Raw genomic sequence first — 23,544 nt, forward strand, 5'->3', positions numbered from 1 at the left:
CTATACTCTCGATTTTTATAACAAAAGGGGCCAAAGGCCCCTCGATTATAACGGTTTATCGCGCCAATAGCGGTCGTAAAAAACGAGCTGTATGAGACTCTTTATTGCCGCATATCTCCTCCGGCGTCCCCGTCACCAGAATACGGCCACCACCGGCGCCCCCCTCCGGTCCCAGATCGACGATCCAGTCGGCGGTTTTGATGACGTCCAGATTGTGCTCGATGATGACGATCGTGTTGCCGCGATCCCGCAGCTGATGCAGCACCTTGAGTAGCTGCTGGATATCGTGGAAGTGCAACCCGGTGGTCGGCTCATCCAGAATATAGAGGGTCTGACCGGTGTCCCGCTTGGAGAGCTCGCGCGCCAGCTTGACCCGCTGCGCCTCGCCGCCCGACAGGGTGGTGGCCGACTGGCCGAGGCGGATATAGGAGAGGCCCACGTCCATCAGGGTCTGCAGCTTGCGCGCCACTGCCGGCACCGGATCGAAGAACTCGCGGGCATCTTCCACCGTCATCTCGAGGATCTCGTGGATGTTCTTGCCCTTGTACTTCACCTCCAGGGTCTCGCGGTTGTAGCGCTTGCCCTTGCAGACATCGCACGGCACGTAGACATCCGGCAGGAAGTGCATCTCCACCTTGATGACCCCATCCCCCTGGCACGCCTCGCAGCGCCCCCCCTTCACGTTGAAGGAGAAGCGGCCCGGCTGGTAGCCGCGCGAGCGCGCCTCCTGGGTGCCGGAGAGCAGCTCGCGGATCGGGGTAAACAGGCCAGTGTAGGTGGCCGGGTTGGAGCGCGGCGTGCGGCCGATGGGGCTCTGGTCGATATCCACTACCTTGTCCAGATGCTCCAGCCCCTCGACGCTGCGATAGGGTGCCGGGGTGGATTCAGTGGCCTTGTTCAGCTCGCAGTGAGCAATGCGGAACAATGTGTCGTTGATCAGGGTCGACTTGCCGGAGCCGGAGACGCCAGTCACGCAGGTCATCACCCCGATCGGCAGATCCAGGTTGACGTTGCGCAGGTTGTTGCCGCTCGCCCCCTTGAGCTTCAGCCACTTGCCGGTAAGCGGAGTACGCTCGGCAGGAATGGCGATCTGCTTGCGACCGGAGAGGTAGTCACCGGTGAGTGACGCGGGATTATTGATGATCTCTTCCGGCGTGCCCTGCGCGACGATGGCACCGCCGTGCACCCCGGCCCCCGGGCCGATGTCGAGCACATGGTCGGCGAGGCGGATGGCATCCTCGTCGTGCTCCACCACGATCACCGTGTTGCCAAGATCACGCAGGTGAGTGAGGGTCTTGAGCAACCGCTCGTTGTCACGCTGGTGCAGGCCGATGGAGGGCTCGTCCAGCACATACATGACACCTACCAAACCTGCACCGATCTGGCTGGCCAGCCGGATCCGCTGCGCTTCACCGCCGGAGAGGGTCTCGGCGCTGCGCGACAGGCTCAGGTAGTTGAGGCCGACGTTAACCAGGAAGCCAAGCCGCTCGACGATCTCTTTCAAGATCTTCTCGGCGATCTGGGCGCGCTGACCGGTCAGGTTCAGCCCCTCGAAGAAGGCCAGTGCATCGCCGATGGACTGCTCGGCGATGGCCGGCAGGTTGCGGTTGTCGACGAAGACGTGGCGCGCCTCCTCCCGCAGTCGGCTGCCACCGCAGCTGGTACAGGATTTGTTGGCGATGTATTTGGAGAGCTCTTCACGAACCGAGTTGGACTCGGTCTCCCGGTAGCGCCGCTCCATGTTGTGCAGGATCCCCTCGAACGGGTGCTTGCGCACCACCACGTCGCCGCGATCGTTCATGTAGCGGAACTCGATCTCGGTGCGACCCGAGCCACGCAGGATCACCTCCTGGGTCTTGACCGGCAGATCTTCCCACGGCGTCTCCAGATCGAACTTGTAGTGCTCGGAGAGGGATTTGAGCATCTGGAAGTAGTAGAAGCTGCGCTTGTCCCAGCCACGGATGGCGCCGTTGGCCAGACTGATGGCCGGATCGCCGATCACTTTGGCCGGATCGAAATATTGCTGTACGCCGAGGCCGTCACAAGTTGGGCAAGCGCCGGCCGGGTTGTTGAAGGAGAAGATGCGCGGCTCCAGCTCCGACATGGAGTAGCCGCACTCCGGGCAGGCGAAGTTGGCGGAGAAGGTCATGGGAGCAACCCCCTCCTCGCCATCCATCGGCACCACCAGCACGATGCCGCCGGAAAGGGTCAGCGCAGTCTCGAACGACTCGGCCAAACGCAAGGCAAGGTCATCGCGCACCTTGAAGCGGTCCACCACCACCTCGATGGTGTGCTTCTTGTGCAGCTCCAGCGTAGGCGGATCGGAGAGATCGCACACCTCGCCGTCGATGCGGGCACGGATGTAGCCTTGGGCCGCCAGATTCTCCAGCAGCTTGGTGTGTTCCCCCTTGCGATCGCGCACCACCGGGGCCAGCAGCATCAGCTTGCTTCCCTCCGGCTGAGCCAGCACCTGATCCACCATCTGGCTGATGGTCTGGGCGGCGAGCGGGATGGCGTGAGTCGGGCAGCGCGGCTCACCAACCCGGGCGAACAGCAGACGCAGGTAGTCGTAGATTTCGGTAATGGTGCCGACGGTCGAGCGCGGGTTGTGGGAGGTGGACTTCTGCTCGATGGAAATAGCGGGCGAGAGCCCCTCGATATGGTCAACGTCCGGCTTCTCCATCAGGGAGAGGAACTGGCGGGCATAGGCGGAGAGGGACTCCACATAACGGCGCTGCCCCTCGGCATAGAGGGTATCGAACGCCAGAGAGGATTTGCCCGAACCGGAGAGGCCGGTGACCACGATCAGCTTGTCGCGGGGCAGGGTCAGATTGATGTTCTTGAGGTTGTGGGTGCGAGCACCCCGGACCACGATCTTTTCCATCTTGTTGCACGCTCGATACAGAAACCTGAGCGAGTCAGTATGGCATAGAGACTACTGGATGAATAGACAGCTTTTAAGCGAACACACAATCACACAGGGCACGTCAGCGACTCGCTTTTTTGCAACAACCGTTGCCCGTTTTGCCAAACCTCAGCCGTTATCTCGACCTGATAGGGGCAACGCAACGACAAGGTGGCATTGCCGGCATCGCGCATTTGCCCGGCTGCCAGTGACAGGGTTCGACGTTGGCTCTGGGTGCTGCTGCCCCCCGCCCCCTTGCTGCGCACCAGCAACCTGAAGCTCACCGTCACATCGTGATCGCTGAGCAGCGTCGGAGCCAGTGAGACCCCCTGAGCGTGTTGAGTCACATTGAGGTTAAGGGCCATGTCCATTTGATGATCCTCGCAAACGGCATCTGAAGCTCCACACATCAGCCCAGCGACCCACAATAATAAAAAAAGGGCCCGCAGGCCCTTGGTTAACATCATGGTTACTGACCCTGAGTGACCAGGATCTGGTTACCTGTTCCGCTCGAGTTGGCAAACGCGTAGTTACCGCTGTCGCTCTGGGTCACAGTGACAGTGTTATTGGTGCCACCGCCAGATGCATACGCTGCATTGTCGAGCCCGGTTTGGGTCACGGTCACCTCGTTACCTTGGCCAACGGCTCCAGTAACGGCAAAGTGTCTATCGCCGGTCTGGCTGACCGTGGCGATGTTATCGTCTCCACCAGAGGTAACGCCAGATGCAAAGTTGCCATCGCCCTCCTGGGTCAGGGTCACCGAGGAGTTGCTCCCATACTGACCAGCATAGGCAACGTTATCATCGCCGGTCTGGGCCACCTCGGTGGTGTTGCCGCTCCCGTCTTGATAAGTGTCTGCGTAGTTGCGGTTACCGGTTTGGGCCACCGTTGCTGTCTCGCTGGTTCCTGCCTGATAACCAACAGCCCGGTTACCCTGATTATCGGCCGAACCTCGCTGGGTCAGGGTATACTGCCCGCGCTCAGCCACCTGCGTGACCTCCGCTACGTTATTTTGGTCGAACTGAAGGACTAAAGCCGTATTGAGTTCGCCGCGCTGCACTACGCTGGCGCTGGTGCCCTCGGCGGCGGCAAGTCCATAATTTCCGGTATTCTGATAAACGGTGGCGGTTTGACCTGCCCCCTCCTGAGTGACCTCGGCATTGGCGCCATCCGAAGCGCTTTGGAAGACTGTGGCGGTATGCCCGCCATCCCCCTGCTGGGTAACGGTTGCCTCGGCAAAGTCTGACCAATAGTTGTCAATGGTGGCCGTGTTACCATTTGAAAGCTGGTTAATCACCGAGCTGGCTTGATCGGCATCGTTCTGTCCGATAGTGGCACTGTTGTCGTTGGCATCGCTGCCGGCAGCCCCTTGGTTAATTGTGGCAGTAGCGCTGCCATTGTCGATCTGCTGGGTAACACTTGCCCTGTTCCCGCTTCCGTTGGTGTCAATGGTTGCAGTGGAGAGATTGGTATTTCCCGATTGCAGCACTTCGCCGCTATTGCTAGTGCCGACCTGGCTGGTATTGGCTACCGAGCTACCGGTATTTTCCTGGGTGGTCAACGCTTCGTTGTTTTCACCTTCTTGATAGATATCAGCCCGGTTATCCACACTAGACACCACTTGGTTAACGGTTGCCTTGTTGGTATCGCCAAACTGCGTGACATAAGCGTCGTTGCCAGTAGATGCCGCCCAAGCGGTGCTGGTCGCCAGAAGAACTGCCGAGGCAATGATGGTACGTTTAAACATGATTTCCCTCTCGTGCTAATGGTTGAGCCTAGGCTCAGTTGGTTTGAACGACATTTACTTGCTGATTGGCGCCCGTCTGAATAACGGTTGCCGCCAATCCGTTACCGTTTTGCTCGATGCTGGCCTGATTGCCATCACCCAGCTGGATCGCCCGGGCCTGATTGTCTACCCCTTGCTGACTGATCCAGGCTTCATTGCCGCTACCTTGTTGCAGCAGCCAAATCCGGTTATTGATGCCCGCCTGATAGAGCTCGGCACTATTGCCCTCGCCCAGCTGCGCGCCATTGACCCAGTTCTCATCTCCTACCTGGGAGAGCGCCAACTCATTGGCCCAACCCTGTTGCAGCAGGCGCGCCTGATTCAGCTCCCCTTGCTGGGTGAGGTGCAACTGCTGCTCGCTACCGAGTTGCCACAACAGCGCCTGGTTTCCATCGTTCTGCAGACCGGAATCCAGCTCGCTTGCCATCGCCAGCTCGTCGAAGGCAGAAGGCTCTGCGGCGAGTTGCGGGGCACCCGACATCAGCAGAAAAAAGAGAGCACTCAACAGGTGTTTCATCGCGCCATCGCTTTGTTGGAAAACGCCCACAGTATCCCTGTCAGACCAGAGGCGGCCTATCAGGCACTCCGCTGATTCGAGGATGAAAAGCGCCGTCCTGTCGCTGAGCAGAAAGTCTTAAGTCGTATTCGATGGAGGCCAAAAAAATGCCCTCCACCTGGGAGGGCATTGCGCGAGCGGGAAAACTCAAAGCAGCGGAGCATTGTCTTGCAGGTACTCCTGCAGGATCGGATTGTCGATATCCCGCTGGTCGGCCAGTTGCCACAGATTGTCCCGCACACCATTGGCTATCAGCCGGATCACCCCTGACTCGATAGCCGACATGACACACATCTGTACCGGCTCATTGGTGCTGAAACCGGCCTCGGCTTCCAGCAGGCGCTTGTACTCGACGAAACGGAATACCCCGGCCTGCACCTGTTGCGACAGTACAGTCTTGGAGGTGGTGACACTGTTCAGGATCCGGCCTGAACGGATATCGACGGCGCGCAGATTGACCGTCACCTGATCGACCCGGTACTCCCCGCTGGCGCCGATGCCAAAATACTTGGCCCCCGCCCCACCGGTTCGCACATTGCTGTCATAGGCGACGATCCCCCCCTCGATCAGGATGTTGGCAGCGACCAGCGAGGGCAGTTGATTGGCATTGTTGCCGGGAACGTTGGGCTTGTTCTGGGCCGCCCGCACAATCTTGCGCTCGGTCAGCAGGTTCTGCAGCCCTTCCCGCTCCAGCGGTACAAACCATTGAGAATCCCACAAAGCCGTGCTCAGCATGGCCACCCCGCCCTGAGTGACCGCCGTGGAAAAGTTGGACGCCGGTGCAGGCAGGTACTGACCGGTCTGATCACGAAAATCGTAGACGGCCGCGACAATTTTCCCTTTTGGCTTGGGCAGACTGATCAGCTCCTTGTAAGAGACGGATCGCGGCATCAGGGTTGCCTTCTCATCGGCAACGGGCGAGCCGATATGGGTCGCACAGCCAGCCAGCGCAAGCAGGGGCACTATCAATAACAGTTGTCGTTTCATCGCGCCCTCAGTCGGCAATCAGGCCATTCACTTCGATCATGGTGGTCTGGTTGGTCACCCGGTCGGTGATCGAAACCACCAGGGTGCCATCTTCATCCACCACATTGATGGCAAAATCATCGGTCACCAGACTGCCGCTCTGGCTGCCATCCTTGCCGATATCGGCCAGCAGTTGGCTGATCAGGCGGGATTGCAGATTGGAGGTCAGGCGATCCAGCGCCGAGGTGCCGCTGCTACCGCTGCCACTGGCGGGATCCTTGTAATCATTCTGCGCATTGGCGGTGCCAAGCAGATGACTGCTGTTGAGAGGGTTACCCCCAAAGCTGGGGTTGACGGGGCGATAGACAAGCTCCGACGCATGGAGCGTTGGCGCTATCAGTGCAGCAACTAGCCATAACCGGGCACGCATGAGAAATATCCTTATAGTTCATCATGTTCCAAATCGAAGGTATCCATGAACAGGGTCGCGATCTTCTGCTGTTCGAGGGTCTGCCTGACCTGTGACCAAGCCAGTTTGGCGCTCTGCTCCTGCTGATTACGGCCGGGAGAGAGTGCGGTTTTAAAAATCACCTTCCGGTTATGAGTGATCCAGATCAGGCTGCCCCAGCGAGCAGTCGGGCGCTCATGAATCGTCAGATTTTCTCTGGCATCCGGGTCTTCATCACTGCGCAACCGGGTAAATTCGTTATAAAAGCCCTGACCGAAGCGGGTAAAAGTGCGATCCAGTACCAGACCATCCACATCCAGCCGATCACTCTCCTGCTCCGGCTGCACCGACTCCAGCGGTGTATCAGCCTCGGCCGCCACAACGGTCGTGCAGCCCCAAAGCAGCGCAAGGCAACACGCCACAGAGAGCGCTTTCATCAGTGGGAGTCCGGAGCATCGAGATACTCTTTGGCCCAGCTCACCGCCTGGATCCGGTTCTTCACATTCAGCTTTTTAAAGACGTTATAGAGGTGGGATTTGACGGTATGCTCGCTGACAAACAGGCTGTCGGCGATCTCGACATTGGAGGCGCCCGTCATCAGATAACGGATGATCTCCTGCTCTCTGGCTGTCAGCAGGGTGTCGTTACGCAGCAGGTAGCTATTGCCCTGGCGATAGTATTCGACCAGCTCGCACAGCAGGTGGCGCGGCATCCAGTACTCGCCCAACAGGATTTTCTGCAACCCGGCAACCAGCCGGTCGAGCGGATCCTGACGGAAAAACAGACCGCAGATCTGCGGCCACATCAGCAGCAGGTCGCGATCCGTCGCAGTGGGAGCATTGAGCAGCACGGTGGGCGCCATGCCAAAGCGTTCGGAGATCGCCCGGTTCCAGCCCAGTGACTGGCCAGAGCGGATATAGTCGAGATCGATGAGAAACAGCGTGCCGTCACACTGGTTATCTAGCTGATTAATCTCGTGGATGAGCTGGACGGGACGGCTCAAATGAGAGATGAGGTATGCAGCAAATGTGCTGGCCTGCACATTATTTTCAGTGACCAGTGCGATCGGGCATGCGGCTTTCATTGTGTGCTCTTCCTTGAACCTGTAAACCACCTAATCTGGCCGACTGAGTCTACCAAGGAGGTATGGGAGCACAATATTAAAAAAGTATGAGAATGGATCTCATAAATATCGTAACCATATGTTTTTAGTCGATTTAAAAACCTATTCCAATTCGCCAATCGGCCAGCATAACAGGAATATATGGCAGAAATGTGATGCCGGACGCGCCCAAAACAACTGCAACCCGACCATCACTGCAGCAGGAGCCAACAGTTACCTTTGGCACATCAAGCAGGTTAAGGATGCTGCCAATCCGCTTCGCAACTGTTACTATGACCGCCACATGCGTCTGCGGGACATTGTGCCCCGCACACAGCAACTAATCAGGTATCTAGTCGTGTTGGACCAGGTTTCGACCTGGCCGGTAAATAAGGTGGAAGAGAGATTATGGCCAGTCGAGGCATCAATAAAGTCATTCTGATCGGTAACCTCGGGCAAGACCCGGAAGTACGCTACATGCCGAGTGGCGGTGCTGTGACCAACATTACTCTGGCTACCTCCGAAACCTGGCGCGACAAGCAGACCGGTGAGCAGAAAGAGCGTACCGAATGGCACCGCGTCGTCTTCATGGGCAAGCTGGCCGAAGTGGCTGGCGAGTACCTGAAGAAGGGCTCCCAGGTCTATGTGGAAGGCAAACTGCAGACCCGCAAATGGCAGGATCAGAGCGGCCAGGAGCGCTACACCACTGAAGTGCTGGTCGACAGCTTCACTGGCGTGATGCAGATGCTGGGTGGTCGTCCGCAAGGCGGCCAGGGTATGGGCCAGAACATGGGTGGCCAATCCCAGGGTAACTGGGGTCAGCCGCAGCAGAGCATGCCTGCCCAGCAGCCGATGAATCAGCAGCGCTCGGCACCGGCTCCGCAGCAGAACATGCAGCCGCAAGGCGGTTATGGCCGTCCTGCCCAGCAGCCGCAATCTGCGCCGCCGGTATATAACGAGCCGCCGATGGATTTCGACGACGATATCCCGTTCTAGATCTTGTAAAAGATGAAAGTGTAAGAATAAATCACTTTCACCATCTTGAGTGCAAAGCAACCCAGCAGAAATGCTGGGTTTTTTTATTTTTGCATTTCACTTGCCATCGCGATTTTCAGCACTATAACTTTATGTATGAGGAAAATGTAAGATTAGGATGCACAGTGTACAAGCTAGATAGATTGATTTTTGCAAATGGTGAACGTTATCCAGTCTTAATGGGCAATGATGGTATGCCTCATTTTCTTGCAACCCTCTGGGTGACAACAAAACTTCGTAGCAGCTTGTCGGTGAATACCATTTCAAATCGCCTAGGTGCATTAAAGTGGTTTCTTCAATGGGAAGAAAATAAACACAGAGACCTGTTCTCTGAGTTTCAGAAAGGTAAGTTTCTTAGCGACACTGACATTGACAACATCAGAGAACATCTCAGTCATGATATTTCTCATTTCAAAGGCTTAGCTAAAAGCAAAAAAACCAGAGATAAGGTCATTGATTTATTTAACACCCCAAGACTAATCAGTGTCACCCCCACAGTGGGACGTAATAACATTTACAATCGTGTGACAGCTATTGCAAGTTATTTAGATTTCATTGCTAGAGTAGCTGTACAGAACTGTAATAGCACTAAACTGCTCACAGAAATTAACAGTATGAATAAGCGCATACTTGCTGTTCGCCCTAAAGGCAAAGGTAAGAATGTTTTAGATAAACTAGATGGTAAAGACTTGCCAGATGGATTAATTGAGGAATTTATGGCTGTGGCACAATTTGACCACCCAAAAAATCCGTTCAAACACGCTTCGACAAAAAAGCGAAATCATCTTATGTTTTTACTTTTAAAAGAACTAGGCATACGAAGAGGTGAGTTACTCTCACTATCTATTGAATCGAACTTTCTAATGCTTCACGGCCCCCAAAAATTCATATGGGTAAAACGCCACCATGATGACATATATGATCCTCGCAAAAATCAGCCTGTAGCAAAGACGAAAGAAAGAATGTTGCGAATTAGAGATGAAACTGCGGCACTCATTGATGACTACATCATAAACATACGGGCAAAGACTCCGAACGCGAACAAGCATCCATACTTGTTTGTTACACATAGGAAGGGGAAAACTCAAGGACAGCCAATATCGACCAGCACATTTGACAGTATCATCGTGCCAACAATGAAATCTGTGGATGAGCGGTTCAAATCGATCCACCCACATTATTTTAGGCATAACTGGAACCAGTGGTTCTCCGAAATAATTGACAAAAACAATGATCTATCTAAAGACCCAAACAGTAACCGTAATTTTATTTCATCTAGTGAAGAAGCAAAAAGCCGAATGTATCAAATGGGGCACACATCAGAGAGCTCTGCCAAACCATATGTTGAACGCCATATTCGCAATAAGACAAACAAGCTAGTGCTTGAAGAGCAAGAAGAATTACAGAGACTAATTATTGAATCTCAAAAAAATAGAGGATATGAATGAATAAATATGATTACATTGAGGAAGAAAATGACGATCTCCCATCAACATTCAGCTCAAAAAAATTAGTATCAAAAGATGGATACAGCTTTGACTTTCACTCAGAATACTGGATGTTGAATAAAGATGTCAGCATTGCATTCATGCCGGATGTTTTATCTATGGAACCAAAACTGCTGGATGGATTTAAAAAAACACTAGCAACCTATGCTGAAGAACAATCAGCACACCATACATCAAATATGTATCTACGCTTTCAACGACTATTGCGAGACACTAAATTCAAAAATCTAGATGAGGATGTATTGCTCAATTGGCGAGCGATGCTTGATAAAAACAATGAATGGTACTTAGGTGCACTCCGTGGTTTTCTTATTAGCTGGAATGAATATGGATATTATGGTGTAACAACAGAGATGGTGAAAACACTCGAAATACTAACTCTATCAGGAAACAAGAAAGGAGTGTCTGTCGCTAATCGTTGCCCTGAAACAGGTGCCTTTACTAGCAATGAGGTACTTGCATTAAATCATGAACTTATTCGCTTATTCAGGAATAACTATATCTCATTTCAATGCTATGCATATGTGAGTTTATTGCAGGCTACTGCTAGACGCCCCACACAGTTACGACAAATAAAGGCTGCTGATTTATTTAAAGAACATGATCATAGTAAGAATGTGACAAATTTTTACCTCAATATACCTAGAGCAAAGCAGCGTGGTGGTGGGTTTCGTTTCTCTTTTAAAAAATTCCCCATTACGGAAGAGCTCTATCTAACGTTGCGTAATTTAATTAGAGATGAAACAGAGAAGTTTGAATCAAAACTCTCAATAAAACTGACTGCTTCTCAAGCAACAAAAATCCCATTATTTATTGATTGGGCAATGGTTTTTGAGTTAGCGGTTAAAAAAACATCTTTGACTGATGATTTATTAGATACTGACATTTTAAATATGTCATCAACAGATCTAAGAGAACACCTGCTAAAAAATTTCCAAAGAAAACAAAAAGCTATTTCTGAAAGAACTGGGGACTATATTCATATAACGGCTAGGCGGTTTCGTCATACAAGAGGAACAAACCTTGGTCGAAAAGGTTTGGGGCCGTTGATCATAGCGGAGGCATTGGATCACAACGATACACAAAACGTTAAGGTCTATACGGAAAATACCGCAGATACCGTGACCTATATTGACAAGGCCATTGGCAAACAACTGGCCCCCTTTGCTAATGCATTCCTAGGTCGCATTATCGTTGACTTAGAGCAGGGTGAGCGAGGACATGACCTTGCTGCTCGCATACCAAACAAGGATAACGATATCGTAGGAGCATGCGGCACCAATGACTTTTGCGTTAAGGGGTATGAAAGTTGTTACACTTGTGAAAAATTTAGACCATTATTAGATGCTCCTCACGAGAAATTCTTATCCCATCTATATGCAGAGAAAGAGGTAAGGTTGAAAACGACAAAAAGTGAAGAGTACGCGGCAACAAAAGATAGGCTAATTTTAGCAGTTGAATGGGTTGTGCAGAAATGCTTTGAACTGAAACAACAACGAGCATGAGGATAGTCAGTGGACAGTAACATTTTCCATTTTAAGCCTGCGATAGAACTGAATTCAGAAGCAAATCTAGAAAAATTCATTCAAAGTAGCAAAAACAAATTAACTGTTTTCGGTGAAGATTGCTGGGATCATAATTTATGGCACACTTTTCACAATACTCGCCGTGTTGTTGCCCGTTTCTCCACAAATTTAGAGCCATCAACTTCCTATAGTTTCTCTCCCCTAGGTGTACCATTTATTGATTTTGCAAAAGCATACATTCGCTACATTTACGCATTAAAACCCATAACAACTCTTCACAGACATTTCGAAGCTATTCGAATACTTGAAGAAGCATTGATTCTATCAAAACATAAAGCAGATATTCTGATGCTCGATGGCCTAGTTTTAGAAAGGCTAGGCGATATTTTTAATAGACGCATATCAAATCTGGCAGGTCGAAATAAAGCGGGCTATCAAATGGAGCTTCTTCTTAATTTCTGCCGTGACAACTTTATAACACCGAGTCTTCCTGGGTGGTCAAATCCATATCAAAAAGTAAAAGATTTAACTATTCAACTTGACGAGAATGGAAAAGAACATCGTAAAAATAAATTGCCCTCAGAAGAGGATATGATGTTATTTGCTAAGTTATTTCATGACGCACCTTCATTAGGTATTGAAGCAGAATATTTTACTTCTGCAATAGCATTGCTCATGCAAGCACCATCCCGATGCTCTGAGTTATTCTCATTGCCTATAGATTGTACTGTATGGGAGGAGAATCGCAGCGGAGAACTTAAACTTGGAATACGTTGGGTGCCTGCCAAAAATGGCAACGAAGGGATTAAATGGGTTCCTACTGTCATGCAAGATGTAGCTTTGGAAGCTATCGAACGATTGAAAAAAATTAGCATGCCTGCACGGGAGGCTGCGATGTATGCAGAAACGCATCCAGATAACAATGGGAGTATGGTGTATATCAGTAAATTGGTTAACTGGCCTTTTGTTGATAACGCAAAAAAAGTTAAGGCCTCAGAGGCTTTGTTACTATATAGAGACCGTGAGTTACATGCGGAACATGATGTTATTCAACACTCGTTTGTTTTACCTACGGTGAACATAATTAATGCAAGGATTTCTAGGTCTGAGGCCAGAAAAGGAGTCCACCTTTGGAAGAAACATAACATATTACGAGAGGATGGCTCACAACCCGATATAACATCCCATCAAGCTAGGCATTGGCTCAGTACCAAAGCTGAACGGGGTGGGATGGATGAGTTGACGCTTGCAAACTGGGCAGGGAGAGCAAGAGTTGCTGATAATGCCAGCTATGATCATCGCACAGAAGAAGAAAAGTCCAATGCAATTGCAGTTATTACTATCCCTGAAAATGCAAACACGTTGGAAAAAATAAAATGTAACCTTCCAATTAGTTTCGAGGAAATCGGAAAGAACCTTACTGGTGCAGCGATAGTAACAGAGCTAGGCGTGTGTGAACATGATTTTGCCATGATTCCATGTCAGCGAAACGGTGACTGTGAAACCTGCAAAGAATTGGTCTGTATCAAAGGCTTCAGTAGCTCATTGGAGCTGTTGAAAGTACGAGAAGTTCAAGTGGCAGCTCAACTCGAAAAAGCACAGCAAAGCCATAAAATGGGGGCCTTTGGTGCTGACCGCTGGGTTAGCTCACACGGTTGGCGACTTGCTCATATTAGAACAAAGATCCGGCTATTAGAGGATGAAAATGTTCTTGATGGCACCCCCATTCGTATTCCTGATGTATATGATCCCTCGCCAGCCAAGGTTGTTCTTTTAGAGAAGGGGCTTAATATTGAAGTTCAATCGCCTGACTCTATCGATTCTAAAGCGTTTAATATTATGGGTGATTTGTTATGCCTAAAATAGTTATCACAGAAAAAAACCTGCCTAATATACTAGGTCTAATTAATACTTGGGAAGGAAAGTTAACTTGGGACTTGCTCTGTCAAAAAGTTGCCATAATGATTGATGTTAAAGGTGGCGTCCAACGTCAATCATTATCCTCTTACAAAGATATTCAAGATGCATACTCGCGAAGAAAGACATTTTTAAAAGAACGTTTTTCTCAACCTGAGCCTACCAAAGAGCGTGATGTAACGCTTGAGTATCTTATAAAAAAGGTTGCTCTTTTAGAGAATGAATTAGCCAGATTAAATAGTTTGAATGATGCATACAAACAGCGTTTCATAGTATGGCAATATAATGCTTACATGCATGGTGTCAGAATGACATCAATTGATAATTTTCCAACAGATAGTGCCGAGCTAAAAAAATTACAGGATATGCTTGGAAAGCCGCTTATAGAAGTTAAACGCCGCACAGGAGGTCAATAATGGCGAGTGGTACAGAAAAAGCCAAAGCAACCGTCCAGGCGTTTGAACTATGGATGGCAACCCAGACTGATGAGACGTATCGACAATTAAGTTACAGGGGCAGCCTCAGCCGCAGTGAAATCACGAAAGCTATTGGCTGTGGCCGCTCTGCCTTAGTGCAGAACCCTGAGCTTCGTAGGCAATTGCAGAAATTGGAAGACCAGCTTAGGGAACACGGGGTGCTTCCGCCACTCACCGCTCAGGCCATAGCGAGTGTAGCTCATCCAAAGGTATACGACCCTACGACTCATCGACGCCTACTTGATACCAAACGTGTATCAATATTGGAGCAGGAGAATATTGAACTGAAAGCGCAGCTAAGGGAACTAAAAGCCAGACTGGAGCGCTTCGGTGAGCTATCTGAGACATTGGCCGAAATGGGGATCTTGCCACGATGAACCAATCTCTCCATTCCGAACTATTTCGTGTTACCAGTATCCCATATAGCTCATCCAGCTACGTGATTTTCTCTGGAATACCACTTAATGACGAGACCAGCCAGATCAAGGATGGCAAATACTATGTGACCATTAAAGCGCGGCCTGACACTCTTCCGGCACAACCGTCACAGGGCCAGCAATGGACAGTCCATGGCAAACCTCTCATTGAGAGGGTCGAGATTGGTGATGTTGTGATGCAGCAACATACCTATGAATCACCTGAGCACGTGATATGCACCCTGCCGGAGACAGGTGAGCAGCTGATCCAGTTCATTGCCAAGGAGCCTGATTTCAAGGGAATTGGCCTCGGTAAAGCCAGGGCGTTATGGCAACTACTCGGTGAGCAATTTCACGCCACCCTGCGCACCGACACACCAGAGTCCAGAGAGCGCCTCAAGGGTATTCTGAGTGATGTATCTATTGATGCCCTGTTCAACGGCTACGCAAAATACAAAAATCTGAACCACTGCAATTGGATGGCAGAGTGTCGGATTCCCTCACCCATTCAGCAGCGGATCTTGAAATTTCATGGCGAAAGCTCCGTTGATGCAATCAAAGCGAATCCCTACCTACTGGTCGGCTTCGGGATGGGGTTTGAAGACGTGGATGCGCTTTCTCAAACGAAGTTTGAGGTAGAACTAAAAGATCCGACGAGGCTGAGTGCCGCCCTGGAGTTCACCATCCACGCGGAAGTGGAAAAAGGCCACACCTACACCACGCAGGCCAGGCTTCGCCCCCTGCTGACCAAATTGCTTGGTGACGGCGAGTTGGCAGCACAAGCATTCAAGGCTGGTTACCACCAAGCCCAGTATGTGCTGAACCATGAAGCAGGCACCTATCACCCTACCGCACAATTGCTGATGGAGACTGTTGTTGCCAAGCGGCTGTTGAAACTTGCTAAACAGCAAAATCGTTACGATGAGTCCACCAATGCTGCGTTTCTCGCAGCGGTTAATGAGCTGCCCTATGAATTGACCGCGATGCAAAATGAAGCGGTGCTCACCGCGCTAAACAATGCGGTGAGTTGCATCACGGGGGGCGCAGGAACTGGCAAAACCACAGTGCTCAGAACGGCACTGCGGGCCTATGGCAAAATGGGCTTTGAGGTGCATGCTGTCGCCCTTTCTGGACGCGCAGCAATGCGCCTATACGAGTCGATAGGCTTTAGGACGATGACCATTTCCGCCTTGTTGCGGCAAGAGCCCATAGAACCATCTGATGGGTTTCCCAGCCATCTGCTGGTAATCGATGAAGCATCCATGATCGACCTGCCCACCATGTATCGGCTCACCAACCATCTGCACCCCACCGTGCGGATCATATTCACGGGTGACCCAAACCAGCTACCTCCGATAGGATGTGGCAAGGTGCTAGCCGATATCGTTGCATCACAGGCCATTGCGAACGTGACCCTGGACATCGTTAAACGCCAGAAGGGAGCCACAGGCATTCCTGAATACTCTATGCAGGTCAATCAAGGTCTCATACCGGAGCACTTGAGCATGGGTAACGTCTATTTCCACGAAACATCCAAAGAGAGGATCGCCCAAGTCTGTGCCGAGTTATATCAGCAATCCCCCGAGAACAGCCGAGTGGTAGGTGCGACCACCGCTATGGTGGCGGAGATCAATAATCTTATTCAGGAGGCCGTCAACCCTGATGGTGCTCGGATGATATTTGAGATGTATGGCGAAACCTACCGCCGCAACGATTTGCGCCAAGGAGATGTGATCCTCTTCACTCAGAACAATTACGAGAAAGGCATTCAAAATGGCTCGCTCGGAACGCTAACTCGCGCTGTCGGGGCTGGAGATGACTACGGAGTGGTTGAACTGGACACAGGCGAGAGCGTGTATGTCACCCAATCCCTGCTGGACTGTATGAGGCTGGGCTACTGCATCACACTCCATAAAGCTCAGGGTTCGCAGTTCCCACGCATCATCATCGCGCTGCAAAAGGGGAGGATCGTTGACAGGGCCTGGCTCTATACCGCAATAACCAGGGCCGAGCATGAGGTCCATATCGTGGGCAGCACAGCTGAGTTTGCAGCCATCACCAAAGCGCCCAGCAATGCCCATAACCGGAACAGCTATCTGCGTGATCTGTTGAAGAAATGAGAGGAGATTGATTCCCTTGGGGAGCGACTACGGGTACAAGCGGAGATAAGCGGTGCGTCAACGCGCAGCGTTGTCCACGGCTTATTCCGTGCTCTTGCGTAGCAAGATGTGCCCGTAGCTGAGCGATCGGAAGGGCTAGAACCTTAAAAATCAATACCTTACAAGGCCTTGACATAGTACCACCAGAGTCTCTTTTGTACCAAGAACGAACTCCAACGTGAGTCATCAATTGACCTTCGCTGATTACGAGTTCAACAGCAAACGCCGCCAGACCCGTAAAGAAGTTTTCCTCTCTTGAATAGAGTAACTGCTTCCCTGGCCCTGGATGCTGGTCATCATTACGCCCATCTATCCCAAGGTCGGCAATGGCCGTCACCCCTAACCACTGATGCAAATCCAGCCATAAGAACCTTCTCTAAAAAGGCTGGGTGCAAAGTAAGTGGTCAAGTCAGTGTAATTACCCACGAAAGGCCTCTCGCAATTATGATAGGCATGGCCCCGTGGGCGCGGGCATCGGACAGACTCAGGAGCAGTAACATGAAGCATCAAACCCTCACCGTGGAAAATAGCCGCATTCGCGTCACCGTCAGCCGCGAGATAGCCGATAAATTCCTGCCAACCGGAGTTATCGGTCGCGATGAGTCCCCCGGTCAGGCGCAACGTGGTCGTCTGCTTTCTGCCGCGATGGGCAAATTAGCCAGCGCAACCGAATTACGCCTTCGGCTCACTAACGATATCGAGCGGGCTGATGTCATCGCGCTGGCCCATAAGCTCCTTGTCCGTGACTATCTGGAGGAACACAGTCACTACAACGTCAACGAGGTGATCATGCGCCTCGAAGAGGGTCACCTCATGCACAAATACATGGCCCAGGAGGTCACTCTCGCCAATGAGTACGCTCGCGGTGTCTTGAAGACTATTTCGCAAGACGACGCCCGCCTTTACGTAGCGCCAAAGGTAATGGCCGGGGTACTCTCCCCCCATGAACGCAGGCAACTGGAGACCCGCGTTGAACTCCTGCTAAACCGCATTGGCATCAATGCAACTGAGGCACTAGATAAAGCCCGTCACGCCTTGCAAGCGCAGGCCAACATCGCGCACCATTATCACATGTGTCGGGCCAATATGACGGGTTGGAAGATTGAGGTCATCGGGGAACTACCGGCTCAAGTGGGCCTATCTCGGTTGCTGCCAAAGGATGATTAATGGATCGCAATCCCAGACCCACCTACCAGCTCACCTCTATCCACCGAGTAGGGCGCCAGAATTTACGGTGCTGTACAGCATTGTTGCTCAAATTCTCTGCTGTACATCGCTCTTATTTATCGGGTGGATTACCCTACCTGGATGGAAAAACCTCAGTATAATCAATGCAACTACATATAATCCGCAGCCAATTATCCATACCCATCCATTCCACGTTTCGCGGGTTGCACTATACAAAAATGCAAAAACAAGTGGACCGATTACACCTGTCAGGTGGGTCAAACTGGTCAGCACCCCTTGTAATTGTCCCTGTGCTACCTGACCGACACGAACAGATATAATTCCCTGCAAGGCGGGAAGTGTGATGCCACCACAAGCTAGTAACAGCAAAACCGGCCAAACCATCCAGCTTTGTGTAATGACCGCCAATAAAAATAGGCCACAACCGTCAGCCAAAATGCCAACCGCTATAGCTTTCCGTTCTCCCAAATGTTTAGCGATAAAACCAGCAGCAAGTCCTTGAAACAGTGCGTGTGTCAGCCCGAACACAGCCAATGAAACACCGACCATTACGCCATCCCATGCGAAGCGCTCTTCTCCGAATAAAACCCATAATGTTGCGGGGATTTGGCCAATCAATTGAATGATGAAAAAGACAACTAACAATCCCGATAATGGGGAGATCATCTCGCGTATGGAGGATGTGGTTTCATTGATTGTTTCATTCTTTAACTCGTCACTAACCTGATTAGCATTATGGGTCTCATGTAAAATGAATAGGGAGACCAGAAATGCCAGCCCGTTAATAGCAGCAGCGAACATAAACGGTGCCTGTACCGAAAGTTGACCGGCAAAACCACCAATGACTGGTCCAGCAATCATACCGCCACCAAAACAGGCACCCATCATACCAAACCAATGTGTCCTGGATTCCTCAGGTGTGACATCGGCAATTGTTGAGGCTGCAACAGCTCCAGTCGCACCGGTAATACCAGCAATTAAGCGTCCCAAATACAACACCCACACTACGCTGGCTGTTGCCATTAATGCGTAGTCCAGTGTTGCACCTAAAAGTGAAAGTAACAATACAGGGCGACGACCTATGCGATCTGACCAGCGGCCGAGAAGAGGGGCAAAAATCACTTGCATCATTGCATACAGCGCCAATAAAACACCGTAGTTCTCTGCAACATTAGCCTTTCCAACAAACTCCCGTAATAACGCCGGCAAGACAGGCATAATTATGCCAATCCCCATAGCATCTAAAAAAATGATGACCAGTGCCATCATCACAGTGCGGTTCATAGTTAACGTTCTCTATCGATGATAGGGTTTGAAAAATAACTCTATCAGTGATAGATTGTCAACAGCAAAAGGAGATAGTGATGGCACGACTAAGCTTGGACGACGTAATTTCAATGGCGCTCACCCTGCTGGACAGCGAAGGGCTAGAGGGCTTGACTACGCGTAAGCTGGCGCAGTCCCTAAAAATTGAGCAACCGACTCTGTATTGGCACGTGCGCAACAAGCAGACTCTTATGAACATGCTTTCAGAGGCAATACTGGCGAAGCATCACACCCGTTCAGCACCGTTACCGACTGAGAGTTGGCAGCAGTTTCTCCAGGAAAATGCTCTGAGTTTCCGTAAAGCATTACTGGTCCATCGTGATGGAGCCCGATTGCATATAGGGACCTCTCCTACGCCCCCCCAGTTTGAACAAGCAGAGGCGCAACTACGCTGTCTATGCGATGCAGGGTTTTCGGTCGAGGAGGCTCTTTTCATTCTGCAATCTATCAGCCATTTTACGTTGGGTGCAGTATTAGAGGAGCAAGCAACAAACCAGATAGAAAATAATCATGTGATAGACGCTGCACCACCATTATTACAAGAGGCATTTAATATTCAGGCGAGAACCTCTGCTGAAATGGCCTTCCATTTCGGGCTGAAATCATTAATATTTGGATTTTCTGCACAGTTAGATGAAAAAAAGCATACACCCATTGAGGATGGTAATAAATGATGCTATCTATGTGTCAACTCTAATTTATAGTTATGGATAGTGTTTTCAAATATATACATGTATCGTCAGTATTTTATCTATTAAATATTAAACCACTTCTGGTTAATATCATGGGTGTCACCGTCCCTCGATAAAATGGCATTGAGTCTCCCACAACTAAGCCACCCATTCGGTTTAAGGTCTTAACGATGATATCTCTTGCATCCATATGGATTTCATCTACAGATTGTGCGAAAAGTTCGTGCAGTGAAAACCGAGCCAAGCTAGAACCTATTTGATACCCTCTGAAATTTTGCATTGTTGCAAATCGCCCCCAATGAGTTTCATCGCATTATTTCCAGGCTGCAACGGCACCAACAATTGTGGAGTTCATAATTGCACACCACCATTGTGGCGATTTTTCAGCTGGAATAGGGATCAATTCGTCAGGGATCCCCTGCTCTCCCTTGAACACGGGAATTTGCAAACGCAGTATGTCGTCCATATCTTCATGCGTTGCTTTCCTCAATACAAGATTCTGCATCGGGTCATCCTTATCGTTGAGCCGTAACAGCAGGTATTTTCATTAGTAGCTCAGCACAAAATGCACATAATTTGTTCAAATCAATAAGCCGCCTAGGAACACAGTATCTATTGGCCACCGCCTTCCGTTGGCGGCATCGCTTCTTGCGCTATGGCCGACTCAGGTATGCTTCTTTTCGATAAAACGCCTCTTTCATTTATACCTTTTAATTACATCATCACCAATTGACTTACCGCTCTAATTTTCCCATTCAACCGGTAGATTTTTTCTGATGCATTTTTATGCAAACAAGTAATTTTTTGCTTCTCTTGAGGTAGTTTTTCAAGTATCTCGCGGTAGGCTTGTAACTCATAACGAGTCAACAGAAGCTCTTCTTCCAGAGACCTCAACTCACTTGCTAGATCATAATTATCGCCTTTGATTGATGCTTGTAAACTGCCCAGAAGATCATCTGAAAAAATATAATGCCGATTATTTTTTGGCCCATTAGCTTTCACTGCATCCTGTTTTTTCAAGCTATATACATGGCGGTCAACCAAGCCTGATGCCTGATACACAGCCAAGTCATTGACCTCCATAGCCAATCGTATCAGCTCTTTCCTGCTTATTTTTAGACCAGTCATTTTGAGTAAAACTTGATAAAACTTGTTACTGATTTTGTAAACATTTTTATTCTGCATAAAATTTCCACAACCACAACACTTAGGATTGCTAAGTATACAGAGACAGGTGAAACTTAGACAATCTATACATATGAGAACTTTGTGATGAACAAACATTGTACAAAAACCCATTCCCAGAGAGACTCAAGCAGGCGCGTAAAAAAGCAGGTATATCCCAAAAGGAGCTTGGGGTAAGGGCCGGTATGGATGATAGTTCTGCTAGTGGTCGCATGAATCACTATGAGAGAGGTCGCCACGTTCCAGACATTGATACAATGCGAAAACTTGCCAATGTACTGGGAAAGCCGCTGAGTTATTTTTTTTGCGAAGATGATCTTAGTGCGGAATTGGTTTGTCTATTTGAGCAACTTGATGAGGATGAAAAGTTAGATCTTCTCTTTAAGCTACGTGAAAATAAACGGTGATACCGCTAAGTAAGATACCTGCTCATGTTGCGGATTGACCACCAGAAGTTTGCAACGCATTGATAGTGGTTTGTAGCTAGGAGAGGAGGTTAACTTTCATGGTTGTGCTCATGCCTTCACCACCGGGATCCCTTTGATACTGGTGGTATAGCGGGGGCTGAGTTGTTCGCGTTTCATCATCCATTCGCTGGTATCTCGGCCTCGGGATGCAAAGTAGACCTTTCCCAACCGCCCCTGGTTAATCCTATCGATCACCTGCATGAGTGCATCGCTACGGGGATCCTGCTGTTCGCTGCCGAATAGACCCCCTTGCTGCATGCCTTTCGGGGAGAAGTCCGCCAGCATGACGCCGCCCTTCATATAGCGAACATCATCCAACCAGATCCTGCTCAGCAGCGGCTCGATCTGGGCTAGCAACTCACGGGTGTCGGCTGTGGGTATCGGCAACAGCATGGAGATCTGGTTGGCATAATGTGTTTCCCGCTCCGCAAACGGGCTCGAACGAATGAATACTGTGACATGGCGGCAGCACATGCCCTCTGTCCTGAGTTTCTCAGCTGCCCGCTCCATGTAGCCAGCGAGAGCCTCCCGCATGGGGCCGAAGGCGGTGATGCGCTCCCCAAAGGATCGGCTGCAAATTATCTGTTGCTTGGCCTGTGCCAGTTGCTCCAGCTCGGCGCAGGGGATCCCGCACAGCTCCTGCACCGTGCGCTCGACAACGACCCCGTAACGGTGCCGAAGACTCTTAGCATCAGCCGCTACCAGATCAGCCACGGTGTTGATGCCCTGAGCTGACAGCTTGGTGGTGAGTTTGCGACCAATTCCCCAGACCTCGTCTACCGGGGTGATCGCCATCAGTTTGGCGCGGCGTGTTTCATCGCGCAGATCGACCACCCCTCCGGTGGCGGGCCATTTTTTTGCGGCATAGTTGGCGAGTTTGGCTAGGGTTTTAGTGGGGCCGATACCAACACCGACCGTCAGCCCTGTCCACTGCTGTACCCGCTCCCGGATCTGGCGTCCATATGCCACTAGGTCACCCGCCCAACTCTCACTCAGCTCAGCAAAAGCTTCGTCTGTTTACCGGGACGGGTGCGAACAGCTTTGCGAGAAGGTCACTCAGCAACTCGGTGCGTGGTTCTCTCTTTTGAGCTGGTAAGGCTCATGTGGTGAGGGTTCTGGTGAGGACAACCAAAAAGTGTAAGAATAAACAGGTATGAACACGCATTTTCATACCTTTTCTTACATATCTTTAAAAAGTGTCATTTTAAGGTGAGCAACCAGAAGTGTAAGAAAAGGTGTTATGCATTGAAATATATAGTAAAAAATTCATTGCCACTCACTCAGTCACTCACTCAGCAGCGATTTTTTACATGTATTACCCTTTTAGGACGGTTTTTTTCAAAACGTAAAGAAAATTGTAAAGTGAAATGCCTAGAGACCCCGATTATTCGGGGTTTTTTCATTTCTAAACATGTAAAGATTACTCATTCTGAAAGCTCGGAGTATACATTAGGAATAGGTGTCTAAAAGTGTAAAGGAATGATGCAGTGAAGCTCAGAACCGTCAACATGAAGCAGTACAATGAACGTAAGTATCTAATCGTTGATCAGAGAGGACTCCCCATCCCGAGGCTATGTGAGTTCACACTGACACACCTGTATGGTGCGGAAAAAACACTGGAGAATAATGCAAACCACCTAATCCATATCGAACGATGGGCAGCAATGGGCGCTGTTTCCCAAATCAACTATCAAGCAGCAACTACCCAGCCCCAAGTGACCGTTACACTCGGGGCTCTCTGACAGGCATGCCCAGAGTATTCAGCTTGTTTATGGCGCTGACATACGCCATTACCTCTCCCACTTGGCCGTTGTAGTTACGTAGACTGATTTTCCCCGCCAGCAACTGCTTGAACCGATACATTGCCGTCCCTGCCAGCGAGCGAC

Annotated in this window: 22 protein-coding genes and 3 pseudogenes; 11 read left to right on the forward strand and 14 right to left on the reverse strand. The window is 50.3% G+C overall.

Going from position 1 to position 23,544, the window contains the following annotated elements; genetic code table 11:
* Positions 1 to 55 precede the first annotated feature (55 nt).
* From uvrA to L972_RS18525, 8 genes are all read right to left on the reverse strand, one after another.
* Positions 56 to 2,884, reverse strand: a complete 2,829-nt coding sequence (gene uvrA / locus L972_RS18490) for an excinuclease ABC subunit UvrA (RefSeq protein ID WP_047440180.1) — start codon at positions 2,882 to 2,884, stop codon at positions 56 to 58.
* Between the two features lie 89 nt (positions 2,885 to 2,973).
* Positions 2,974 to 3,276: a curli-like amyloid fiber formation chaperone CsgH gene (gene csgH / locus L972_RS18495; protein WP_162504353.1), complete on the reverse strand. Its 303-nt coding sequence runs from the start codon at positions 3,274 to 3,276 to the stop codon at positions 2,974 to 2,976.
* A 98-nt stretch (positions 3,277 to 3,374) separates the two neighbouring features.
* Positions 3,375 to 4,652: a hypothetical protein gene (locus L972_RS18500; protein ID WP_052200093.1), complete on the reverse strand. Its 1,278-nt coding sequence runs from the start codon at positions 4,650 to 4,652 to the stop codon at positions 3,375 to 3,377.
* 34 nt (positions 4,653 to 4,686) lie between these two features.
* Positions 4,687 to 5,208, reverse strand: a complete 522-nt coding sequence (locus L972_RS18505; RefSeq protein ID WP_047440183.1) for a curlin — start codon at positions 5,206 to 5,208, stop codon at positions 4,687 to 4,689.
* 186 nt (positions 5,209 to 5,394) lie between these two features.
* The gene (locus tag L972_RS18510; RefSeq protein WP_005355003.1) at positions 5,395 to 6,234 is read right to left on the reverse strand and encodes a CsgG/HfaB family protein; all 840 of its coding nucleotides are present in this window, start codon (positions 6,232 to 6,234) and stop codon (positions 5,395 to 5,397) included.
* A gap of 7 nt (positions 6,235 to 6,241) precedes the next feature.
* On the reverse strand, positions 6,242 to 6,643 hold the full coding sequence (locus L972_RS18515) for a curli assembly protein CsgF (protein WP_019445195.1): 402 nt from the start codon (positions 6,641 to 6,643) through the stop codon (positions 6,242 to 6,244).
* 11 nt (positions 6,644 to 6,654) lie between these two features.
* The gene (locus tag L972_RS18520; RefSeq protein ID WP_005355005.1) at positions 6,655 to 7,098 is read right to left on the reverse strand and encodes a curli production assembly/transport protein CsgE; all 444 of its coding nucleotides are present in this window, start codon (positions 7,096 to 7,098) and stop codon (positions 6,655 to 6,657) included.
* Entirely contained in the window at positions 7,098 to 7,745 is a 648-nt protein-coding gene (locus tag L972_RS18525) for a LuxR C-terminal-related transcriptional regulator (protein WP_047440184.1), read from the reverse strand. The genes L972_RS18520 and L972_RS18525 overlap by 1 nt, the downstream gene beginning before the upstream one ends.
* Before the next feature lie 426 nt (positions 7,746 to 8,171).
* Here L972_RS18525 and L972_RS18530 point away from each other — a divergent pair, with 426 nt between their 5' ends.
* The 9 genes and pseudogenes from L972_RS18530 to L972_RS18560 all read left to right on the forward strand — a co-directional run bounded on the left by L972_RS18530 (position 8,172) and on the right by L972_RS18560 (position 17,967).
* Entirely contained in the window at positions 8,172 to 8,759 is a 588-nt protein-coding gene (locus L972_RS18530) for a single-stranded DNA-binding protein (protein WP_047440186.1), read from the forward strand.
* Positions 8,760 to 8,923: 164 nt separating this feature from the next.
* Positions 8,924 to 10,246, forward strand: a complete 1,323-nt coding sequence (locus L972_RS18535) for a site-specific integrase (protein ID WP_041207317.1) — start codon at positions 8,924 to 8,926, stop codon at positions 10,244 to 10,246.
* Positions 10,243 to 11,811, forward strand: a complete 1,569-nt coding sequence (locus L972_RS18540; RefSeq protein WP_171269322.1) for a site-specific integrase — start codon at positions 10,243 to 10,245, stop codon at positions 11,809 to 11,811. Before L972_RS18535 ends, L972_RS18540 begins: the two co-directional genes overlap by 4 nt.
* Positions 11,812 to 11,820: 9 nt before the next feature.
* Positions 11,821 to 13,698 carry an integrase gene (locus L972_RS18545; RefSeq protein ID WP_047440187.1) on the forward strand — a complete coding sequence of 626 codons (1,878 nt, stop codon included), beginning with the start codon at positions 11,821 to 11,823 and terminating at the stop codon, positions 13,696 to 13,698.
* Entirely contained in the window at positions 13,686 to 14,165 is a 480-nt protein-coding gene (locus L972_RS21115) for a hypothetical protein (protein ID WP_049866848.1), read from the forward strand. The genes L972_RS18545 and L972_RS21115 overlap by 13 nt, the downstream gene beginning before the upstream one ends.
* Entirely contained in the window at positions 14,165 to 14,602 is a 438-nt protein-coding gene (locus L972_RS18550; protein ID WP_025202555.1) for a VPA1267 family protein, read from the forward strand. Before L972_RS21115 ends, L972_RS18550 begins: the two co-directional genes overlap by 1 nt.
* Complete coding sequence (locus L972_RS18555) at positions 14,599 to 16,761, forward strand: AAA family ATPase (RefSeq protein WP_025202554.1); 2,163 nt, start codon at positions 14,599 to 14,601, stop codon at positions 16,759 to 16,761. The genes L972_RS18550 and L972_RS18555 overlap by 4 nt, the downstream gene beginning before the upstream one ends.
* A 217-nt stretch (positions 16,762 to 16,978) precedes the next feature.
* Positions 16,979 to 17,140 (forward strand): annotated as a pseudogene (locus tag L972_RS22055) (IS5/IS1182 family transposase); the annotation flags it as partial.
* A 158-nt stretch (positions 17,141 to 17,298) separates the two neighbouring features.
* The gene (locus L972_RS18560) at positions 17,299 to 17,967 is read left to right on the forward strand and encodes a hypothetical protein (protein ID WP_017780890.1); all 669 of its coding nucleotides are present in this window, start codon (positions 17,299 to 17,301) and stop codon (positions 17,965 to 17,967) included.
* Between the two features lie 87 nt (positions 17,968 to 18,054).
* Here L972_RS18560 and tet(E) read toward each other — a convergent pair whose 3' ends face one another.
* Entirely contained in the window at positions 18,055 to 19,272 is a 1,218-nt protein-coding gene (tet(E), locus tag L972_RS18565) for a tetracycline efflux MFS transporter Tet(E) (RefSeq protein ID WP_017780889.1), read from the reverse strand.
* A gap of 80 nt (positions 19,273 to 19,352) precedes the next feature.
* On the opposite strand from tet(E), the gene tetR reads away from it, so the two are divergent.
* Positions 19,353 to 19,988, forward strand: a complete 636-nt coding sequence (gene tetR / locus L972_RS18570; RefSeq protein WP_017780888.1) for a tetracycline resistance transcriptional repressor TetR — start codon at positions 19,353 to 19,355, stop codon at positions 19,986 to 19,988.
* Between the two features lie 331 nt (positions 19,989 to 20,319).
* Here the strand turns inward: tetR and L972_RS18575 are convergent, their stop codons facing one another.
* Together L972_RS18575 and L972_RS18580 are read right to left on the reverse strand one after the other, a co-directional pair.
* Positions 20,320 to 20,511 (reverse strand): hypothetical protein, encoded by a 192-nt coding sequence (locus L972_RS18575; protein WP_017780887.1) that lies wholly within the window; start codon positions 20,509 to 20,511, stop codon positions 20,320 to 20,322.
* 209 nt (positions 20,512 to 20,720) lie between these two features.
* On the reverse strand, positions 20,721 to 21,191 hold the full coding sequence (locus tag L972_RS18580) for a hypothetical protein (protein ID WP_017780886.1): 471 nt from the start codon (positions 21,189 to 21,191) through the stop codon (positions 20,721 to 20,723).
* Between the two features lie 98 nt (positions 21,192 to 21,289).
* On the opposite strand from L972_RS18580, the gene L972_RS18585 reads away from it, so the two are divergent.
* Positions 21,290 to 21,598, forward strand: coding sequence for a helix-turn-helix domain-containing protein (locus L972_RS18585; RefSeq protein WP_047440196.1), 309 nt, complete (start codon positions 21,290 to 21,292; stop codon positions 21,596 to 21,598).
* 108 nt (positions 21,599 to 21,706) lie between these two features.
* Here L972_RS18585 and L972_RS18590 read toward each other — a convergent pair whose 3' ends face one another.
* The 3 genes and pseudogenes from L972_RS18590 to L972_RS21120 form a co-directional block, all read right to left on the reverse strand.
* A complete protein-coding gene (locus L972_RS18590; RefSeq protein ID WP_113725460.1) occupies positions 21,707 to 22,453 on the reverse strand; it encodes a DinB/UmuC family translesion DNA polymerase in 747 nt (248 codons plus the stop codon).
* An 84-nt stretch (positions 22,454 to 22,537) separates the two neighbouring features.
* Positions 22,538 to 22,660: pseudogene (locus tag L972_RS22180) on the reverse strand (Y-family DNA polymerase); the annotation flags it as partial.
* Between the two features lie 720 nt (positions 22,661 to 23,380).
* Positions 23,381 to 23,544: pseudogene (locus L972_RS21120) on the reverse strand (IS5/IS1182 family transposase); the annotation flags it as partial.

This window comes from Aeromonas sp. ZOR0001 (assembly GCF_000801015.1).
Taxonomy (GTDB): domain Bacteria; phylum Pseudomonadota; class Gammaproteobacteria; order Enterobacterales; family Aeromonadaceae; genus Aeromonas; species Aeromonas veronii.

Bases quoted from the DNA above. Each gene is read 5' to 3' on its own strand.
- L972_RS18555 (WP_025202554.1), top strand. From the start codon at position 14,599: ATGAACCAATCTCTCCATTCCGAACTATTTCGTGTTACCAGTATCCCA.
- L972_RS18515 (WP_019445195.1), bottom strand. From the start codon at position 6,643: ATGCGTGCCCGGTTATGGCTAGTTGCTGCACTGATAGCGCCAACGCTC.
- L972_RS18500 (WP_052200093.1), bottom strand. From the start codon at position 4,652: ATGTTTAAACGTACCATCATTGCCTCGGCAGTTCTTCTGGCGACCAGC.
- L972_RS18580 (WP_017780886.1), bottom strand. From the start codon at position 21,191: ATGCAGAATAAAAATGTTTACAAAATCAGTAACAAGTTTTATCAAGTT.
- csgH (WP_162504353.1), bottom strand. From the start codon at position 3,276: ATGGACATGGCCCTTAACCTCAATGTGACTCAACACGCTCAGGGGGTC.
- tetR (WP_017780888.1), top strand. From the start codon at position 19,353: ATGGCACGACTAAGCTTGGACGACGTAATTTCAATGGCGCTCACCCTG.
- L972_RS18525 (WP_047440184.1), bottom strand. From the start codon at position 7,745: ATGAAAGCCGCATGCCCGATCGCACTGGTCACTGAAAATAATGTGCAG.
- L972_RS18520 (WP_005355005.1), bottom strand. From the start codon at position 7,098: ATGAAAGCGCTCTCTGTGGCGTGTTGCCTTGCGCTGCTTTGGGGCTGC.
- L972_RS21115 (WP_049866848.1), top strand. From the start codon at position 13,686: ATGCCTAAAATAGTTATCACAGAAAAAAACCTGCCTAATATACTAGGT.
- L972_RS18590 (WP_113725460.1), bottom strand. From the start codon at position 22,453: ATGGCGATCACCCCGGTAGACGAGGTCTGGGGAATTGGTCGCAAACTC.
- L972_RS18550 (WP_025202555.1), top strand. From the start codon at position 14,165: ATGGCGAGTGGTACAGAAAAAGCCAAAGCAACCGTCCAGGCGTTTGAA.
- L972_RS18510 (WP_005355003.1), bottom strand. From the start codon at position 6,234: ATGAAACGACAACTGTTATTGATAGTGCCCCTGCTTGCGCTGGCTGGC.
- L972_RS18505 (WP_047440183.1), bottom strand. From the start codon at position 5,208: ATGAAACACCTGTTGAGTGCTCTCTTTTTTCTGCTGATGTCGGGTGCC.
- L972_RS18560 (WP_017780890.1), top strand. From the start codon at position 17,299: ATGAAGCATCAAACCCTCACCGTGGAAAATAGCCGCATTCGCGTCACC.
- uvrA (WP_047440180.1), bottom strand. From the start codon at position 2,884: ATGGAAAAGATCGTGGTCCGGGGTGCTCGCACCCACAACCTCAAGAAC.
- L972_RS18540 (WP_171269322.1), top strand. From the start codon at position 10,243: ATGAATAAATATGATTACATTGAGGAAGAAAATGACGATCTCCCATCA.
- L972_RS18530 (WP_047440186.1), top strand. From the start codon at position 8,172: ATGGCCAGTCGAGGCATCAATAAAGTCATTCTGATCGGTAACCTCGGG.
- L972_RS18575 (WP_017780887.1), bottom strand. From the start codon at position 20,511: ATGCAGAATCTTGTATTGAGGAAAGCAACGCATGAAGATATGGACGAC.